This window comes from Streptomyces sp. PA03-1a (genome assembly GCF_033792805.1).
Lineage (GTDB): Bacteria > Actinomycetota > Actinomycetes > Streptomycetales > Streptomycetaceae > Actinacidiphila.
The window spans coordinates 1-6,353 of record NZ_JARAVO010000365.1 but is presented as its reverse complement, the minus strand read 5'-3'; the positions used below and the strand labels follow the sequence as shown (position 1 = coordinate 6,353).

General features: G+C 73.4%; 7 protein-coding genes and 2 pseudogenes. 8 read left to right on the top strand and 1 reads right to left on the bottom strand.

Translation table 11 applies throughout. The annotated features are described in order from the left end of the window. Positions 1-71: 71 nt before the first annotated feature. The 8 genes and pseudogenes from PV341_RS42980 to PV341_RS42945 all read left to right on the top strand — a co-directional run. Positions 72-1,127 carry an aldo/keto reductase gene (locus PV341_RS42980; protein WP_500360718.1) on the top strand — a complete coding sequence of 352 codons (1,056 nt, stop codon included), beginning with the start codon at positions 72-74 and terminating at the stop codon, positions 1,125-1,127. A 143-nt stretch (positions 1,128-1,270) separates the two neighbouring features. Then, complete coding sequence (locus tag PV341_RS42975; protein WP_499515724.1) at positions 1,271-1,870, top strand: sulfite oxidase-like oxidoreductase; 600 nt, start codon at positions 1,271-1,273, stop codon at positions 1,868-1,870. Further along, entirely contained in the window at positions 1,840-2,595 is a 756-nt protein-coding gene (locus tag PV341_RS42970) for a ferredoxin reductase (RefSeq protein WP_500326279.1), read from the top strand. The genes PV341_RS42975 and PV341_RS42970 overlap by 31 nt, the downstream gene beginning before the upstream one ends. A gap of 37 nt (positions 2,596-2,632) precedes the next feature. Next, positions 2,633-2,968, top strand: coding sequence for a hypothetical protein (locus PV341_RS42965; RefSeq protein ID WP_500326278.1), 336 nt, complete (start codon positions 2,633-2,635; stop codon positions 2,966-2,968). 141 nt (positions 2,969-3,109) lie between these two features. Then, the gene (locus PV341_RS42960; RefSeq protein WP_500326276.1) at positions 3,110-3,436 is read left to right on the top strand and encodes a hypothetical protein; all 327 of its coding nucleotides are present in this window, start codon (positions 3,110-3,112) and stop codon (positions 3,434-3,436) included. 34 nt (positions 3,437-3,470) lie between these two features. Beyond that, positions 3,471-4,166 carry an ATP-binding protein gene (locus tag PV341_RS42955; protein ID WP_500360716.1) on the top strand — a complete coding sequence of 232 codons (696 nt, stop codon included), beginning with the start codon at positions 3,471-3,473 and terminating at the stop codon, positions 4,164-4,166. Between the two features lie 191 nt (positions 4,167-4,357). Then, positions 4,358-5,968, top strand: a complete 1,611-nt coding sequence (mdlC, locus tag PV341_RS42950; protein ID WP_500360714.1) for a benzoylformate decarboxylase — start codon at positions 4,358-4,360, stop codon at positions 5,966-5,968. Between the two features lie 23 nt (positions 5,969-5,991). Next, positions 5,992-6,186: pseudogene (locus PV341_RS42945) on the top strand (SDR family NAD(P)-dependent oxidoreductase); the annotation flags it as partial. A 63-nt stretch (positions 6,187-6,249) separates the two neighbouring features. Here PV341_RS42945 and PV341_RS42940 read toward each other — a convergent pair. Continuing rightward, a pseudogene (locus PV341_RS42940) lies at positions 6,250-6,353 on the bottom strand (IS481 family transposase); the annotation flags it as partial.

Sequence of the window (6,353 nt, the reverse complement as noted above, 5' to 3'; positions counted from 1 at the left end):
CCCCAGTGACGACCCCCGCGGAACACCGCACATCACCCCCCACGACAGCACCGCCCCGTCAAGGAGAACTGATGCGTTACACGACCTTCGGACACCGGACCGGACTGCGCGTCTCGGAGTACGCCCTCGGCACCGGCAACTTCGGCACCCGCTGGGGCGCCGGCGCCGACCCGGACGAGTCCCGCCGGATGTTCGACAGGTTCGCCGAGGCCGGCGGCACCTTCCTCGACACCGCCGACAACTACCAGTTCGGCGAGTCGGAGGAACTGCTCGGCCGCTTCATCGCCGCCGACCGCGACCACTTCGTCGTCGCCAGCAAGTTCAGCGTCGCCTCGACACCGCAGGTGGACATCTCCAGGACCGGCAACAGCCGCAAGAACATGATCCACTCGGTGGACGCGAGCCTGAAGCGCCTCGGCACCGACTACATCGACCTGTACTGGGTCCACTTCCCGGACGACCTGACGCCGATCGAGGAGATCCTGCGCGGCCTGGACGACCTGGTGAGCTCCGGCAAGATCCTGCACGCCGCGCTGTCGAACTTCCCCGCCTGGCGCGTCTCCCGCGCCGTCACCCTCGCCGAGCTGAAGAACTGGGCCCCCGTCGCCGGCATCCAGGTCGAGTACAGCCTCGTGGAGCGCACCGCGGACCGCGAGGTGCTGCCGATGGCCGAGAGCCTCGGGCTGGGCGCCGCCCTGTGGTCCCCGCTCGGCGGCGGCCTGCTCACCGGCAAGTACCGCGGCGGCGACGAGGGCCGGCTCAGCGACCTGAAGACGCTGATCCACACCGAGTCGTCCGCCCAGAAGACCGCGGTCGTCGACACCGTCCTGGACATCGCCAAGGAGACCGCGGCCACTCCGGCGCAGGTGTCCGTGGCCTGGCTGCGCGAGCGGGGCGCCCGCGCCGCGACGTCCTTCGTGCCGATCATCGGCCCGCGCAACACCGCCCAGCTCGAGGACTACCTCGGCGCACTCGACGTGCAGCTCACCCCGGAGCAGTACACGCGGCTGAACGAGGTCAGCGTCGTACCGCTCGGCGCCCCCCACGAGGCCACCGCCGGCGTGCTGGAGCGGGTCCGCGGCGGCGACTCCTCCCTGGTGGTCGAGCCGCCCCGGCCGGTCGCCTGACCCCCAGTGACGGCGCGGCCCCGGTCACGACCGACCGGGGCCGCGCCCGCCCGGGGCTCCGGTGGACCGGATTCCCCCGGTCCGCGATGCTGGGGTTCCGCACCACGACTGCGGGGCGGCGAGGAGAGGAAGGACGGCGCGGCATGCCCATCATCTCGCGGGGATTCCACGGCCGGCGCCCCACATCGGGCAACGAACTCCCGCCGGGACAGTACGAGACCTTCGACTTCCCCGTCATGTCCGCAGGACCCACCCCGCGGATCACCCGGGACGACTGGGAGTTCACCGTCACCACCGAGGACGGCACCCGCCACCGGTGGGACTGGGCGGAACTCATGGCACTGCCGGCCGAGACGCCGACCGTCGACCTGCACTGCGTGACCAAGTGGTCGAAGTTCGGCACCCACTGGCGGGGCGTCTCCCTGGACGTGCTGCTCGCCGACGTCGAGACCGCCGCCGAGTACGCGCTGGTTCACTCCTACGGCGGCTACACCACCAACCTGCCCCTGGAGGACCTCCTCGACGGGCAGGCGTGGATCGCCCACGAGTACGACGGTGACGAGCTCGCCCCGGAGCACGGCGGCCCCGCCCGGCTGCTGGTCCCGCACCTGTACCTGTGGAAGTCGGCGAAGTGGGTCCGCGGCATCCGGCTGCTCCTGGACGACGAGCCGGGCTTCTGGGAGAGCGTCGGCTACCACGACTACGGAGACCCATGGCGCGAACAGCGGTACCAAGGCGACTAGGCGACCGTCTGCGCTGGCAGGCCGCCGAACTGGTGGAGCGGCGCGCCGAGTCCGAGGCGGCGTGGACCCTCGTGTTCGACGTGCCCGGCTGGCCCGGCCACCTGCCCGGACAGCACCTCGACGTCCGGCTCACCGCGGAGGACGGCTACAGCACCCAGCGCAGCTACTCCCTGGCGTCCGCGCCCGACGGCGACCGGATCGAACTGACCGTCCAGCGCGTCGAGGACGGCGAGGTCTCGCCCTACCTGACCGACGACCTCGCCGTCGGCGACGCCGTCGAGATCCGCGGCCCCGTCGGCGGCTGGTTCGTCTGGCGCCCCGAGCAGACCGAACCGGTCCTGCTGGTCGCGGGCGGCTCCGGGCTCGTCCCGCTCATGGCGATGGTCCGCGCCCGCGCCGCGGCGGGCAGCCGCGCGCCGTTCCGGCTGCTGTACTCCGTGCGCACGCCCGGGGACCGGTTCTACGCGGCCGAACTGGACCGGGGCGAGCCCGGTCTCGACACGACGTACGTCCACACCCGCTCGGCGCCGGACGGCGGGACCCGCCCCGCGGGCCGGCTCCAGGCGCGCGACCTGGCCGAATGGGGCTGGCCCGCGGACTTCGAGCCCACCTGCTACGTGTGCGGCCCCACCGGCTTCGTCGAGACGGCCGCGGGCCTGCTGGTGGCCCTGGGCCACTCCCCGGACCGGATCCGCACCGAGCGTTTCGGTCCCAGCGGGGGATGACCTCGCGCCACCGCACCGGAAGGAGACCACCCCGCCCATGACCGAGCGCTACGCCGCCCGCGTGATCGAGGTGCCCGACGAGGGCATCCGCCTCCACCCGACGGAGGGCTCGGCACCGCCCGAGCAGCCGACCGAGGTCAACCTGCTCGGCATGGCCGTCGCCATGGCCCTCGGTGCGGCCGGCTACGAGCACCACCCCACCCTGCGCGACCCCCGGTTGCAGACCCTGGACGCGCTGCTCGCGGGCGAGGCCGTGATGCCCTGGCGTCCCCCCGCCGCCGAGACCGGGACCGCTGCGTACGTCGAGTGCGAGCGGTCCGGCTCCGGTGTCTTCACGTGCGCGGTCCGGTACCGGCCCGCCGACGGGGCCTGAGCGCTGCCCGTGCCCCTGGGGGTGGTACCGCGGTTCCCAGGTTCACCGGGGCCTCCCCGACCTGCGATGGAGGGCGCCGCGCCCGCTGTTCCAACGGATCGACGGGTGGTGGTCCGGAGACGGACGCCACGGAGACCGCGGATGAGGAGAGCAGTGCCGATGCTTGCCACCGTCACCGCCCCCGAGGACCGATGGTTCGTGGGATTGCGGTTCAGCACGGCCCGGGGTGCCGTGCGCAGCCACTACTACGTGGTCGGCGAGGCCGCCGACGCGGAGGACGCCGTGCGGACCGCCATGCTGCGCGCCGCGGACGCGTACGAGTGCGCGGCGCGGGGGAACGCCGTGATCGACGGCGTCGAGGTGCGCCGTCTGCGCTGGAACCCCCTGGGCTGGGCCTACCTCACCGCCTCGGACCGGGACGCCGGCGCAGCCCTGTACCTCGGGCACGGCGCCACGGCGGACTCCTGACCCTCGGCCGGGCGGGGGACGGAGGCGGGACGGCGTGGAGCACCTGATCACCCGGGACGACTCCGGGCGCATCCCTCTCGACCGACCCGAGCCGCTGCGCAGAGTGGGCCTGGGACACCTGTTCCTGGGCCACCACGAGGAGTCCGTCGCCCTCCTGGAGTGCTCACTGGCGCTCGCCGGCGGGCGGTTCGCCGTCGCCGTGCCCTCCGTGCGGGCCCTGCGCCGGGCCGAGGCACACGCCCCCGGGGCCGCCCCCGAGGAGGTGTGCGACGAGATCGTCTACAAGGTGCTGCGCGGTGCGACCCCGCAGGACGGCGCCGCCCTGCTGCTGGCCAGGACCCGGACCATCGCCCCCGACCCTGTCTCCAGCTGGACCTTCCCCGCCGAGGCGCCCTCCGTCCGCGAGGCCCGCCGCGCCGCGCACGGCCGGCTGGCGCAGTGGGGGCTGGAGAACCACGCCCCGGTCACCGACCTGGTCGTCAGTGAACTCGCCACCAACGTCATCCGGCACGCGAAGGGCCCCATCCGGCTGCGGCTCATCCTCGACCGGGGGCTCACCGTCGAGGTGCACGACGACGCCGACACCGCGCCGTACCTGCGCCACGCCCGCCTGCAGGACGAGGGCGGACGCGGTCTGTTCATCGTCGCCTCCTTCACGCGGCACTGGGACACGCGGTACGAGGAGTCGGGCACGACGATCTGGGCCGAGCAGGAGCTGCCGAACCCCTGAGGCGGGCCCCCACTGGGGCCCGTTCGCCCGCGCCGCCCGTTGGGATGATCGCACCGCGCGGCACGTCCGATGTGCTGGGCGGGTGCGGTGCGAGCGTCTAACGTCACTGTGTGTCGCGACAGGTGACACCCCGCGACCGGCGGATACCGTCCGCCTCGGCGTCCACCGGGCCCCTGGGAGCACTGCGCACCATGAGCGAGCGATCCACCGTCCAATCGGTGACCTACGACCTGCTGCGGTCACTGCGGCTGACGACGGTCTTCGGCAACCCGGGATCCACCGAGGAGACGTTCCTCCAGGACTTCCCGGACGACTTCACCTACGTCCTGGCCCTCCAGGAGGCCTCCGTCATCGCCATGGCGGACGCCTACGCCCAGACCACCCGCCGCCCGGCGCTGGTGAACGTGCACTCGTCGGCCGGGCTCGGCAACAGCGTCGGCAACCTGGTCGCCGCGTACCACGGGTACACCCCGCTGATCGTCACCGCGGGCCAGCAGCACCGCGAACTGGTCATCGGCGAGCCCTACCTGGGCAACCGCGAGGCGACGACCCTGCCCAAGCCGTGGGTGAAGTGGTCGTACGAGCCGGCGCGCGCGCAGGACGTGCCCGAGGCCTTCATGCGCGCCTACGCCGCGGCCCTGCAGCCGCCCGCGGGGCCGGTGTTCCTGTCCATCCCGCTCGACGACTGGAACCGGCCGCTGGCCGGCCCCGCCGTCCTGCGCGACGTCAGCACGGCGTACGCGCCGGACCCGGAGCGCCTGCGGCGCTTCGCCGCGCGCATCACCGCGAGCCGGCGTCCCGCCCTGGTCTTCGGGCCCGAGGTGGACCGCGCCGGCGGATGGCAGGCCGCCGTGGCGCTGGCCGAGCGGCTGAAGGCGGCGGTCTACAGCCCGCCGCTCGCGGACCGCGCGTCGTTCCCCGAGGACCACCCCCTCTACCGGGGCCCGCTCGGCATGTCGGTGCGGGCCATCGGCGAACGGCTCACCGGCCACGACCTGGTGGTCGTCATCGGGGCCGAGGTCTTCCGGTACTACCCGTACGTGCCCGGCGAGATCCTGCCGCCGCGGACCGAACTGCTGCACATCACGAGCGACCCGGCGGTCGCTGCGGCCGCCCGCGTCGGCGACAGCCTCCTGGGCGACGCCCGGATGGCGATCGAACTCCTCACCGAGGAGGTCGCCGACGGCGGCGACCGCGAGCGGCCCGAGCCCATGCCGCGCCCACGGCAGCTGCCGCAGACCCCGAGCAGCCCGCCGACGCCCGCCGAGGTCTACGCCGCCCTCGGCGAGGTCCGCCCGGAGCACGCCGTCTTCGTCAACGAGTCCACCTCGACCATGGCCGAGCACGCCGAGTGGCTGCCCACCGTGGAGCCCGGGTCCTTCTTCGCCACCGCGAGCGGCGGCATCGGCTGGGCCCTGCCGGCCGCCGTCGGCATCGCCCTCGGCGACCGGGACCGCGGGGTCAGACGTCCGGTCGTGGGCCTGATCGGGGACGGTTCCTTCCAGTACTCGGTGCAGGGGCTGTGGACCGCGGTGCAGCAGGGGCTGCCCGTCGTGTACGTCGCGATGCGCAACGGGGAGTACTCGATCCTGAAGTCCTTCGCCGACCTGGAGCGGACCCCGGGCGTGCCCGGACTCGACCTCCCGGGACTGGACATCGTGTCCGTGGCGCGGGGCTTCGGCTGCCGTGCCGTCGAGGTGGCGAGCACGGCGGAGCTGGAGAAGGAGTTCACGGCCGCCCTGGAGTCCGGAGTCACCTCCGTCATCGTGGTGACCACCCGGCCCCAGAAGATCACCCTCTGAGGCGCGAGGAACGGAACGCCGTCATGGATCTGGGATGCCGGGACCACGTCCACCTGCTGACCGGCGGCAGCCGGGGACTCGGCCGGGCCGTGGCGGAGGTGCTGACCGCCGAGGGCGCCAGGGTGGTCACCGGACGCAGCGCCGCCTCCGTCGCGGACGCGGCCCGGGACCTGGGCGGTGACGCCCGCGTCATCGGCGTGGTCGCGGACAACGCCGACCCGGGCTCCGCCGACGAGTTCGTGGGCGCGGCGCTGCGGCACGTCGGCCGGCTGGACGGCGCCCTAGCTGTATTGCCCTGTGAGGTTGGGGACGCGGCTGGCGGGTGGTTTGCCGTTCAGCGCGGTGTGTCCGCGGTGGTGATTGTAGGTGTGGAGCCAGCGTGGGA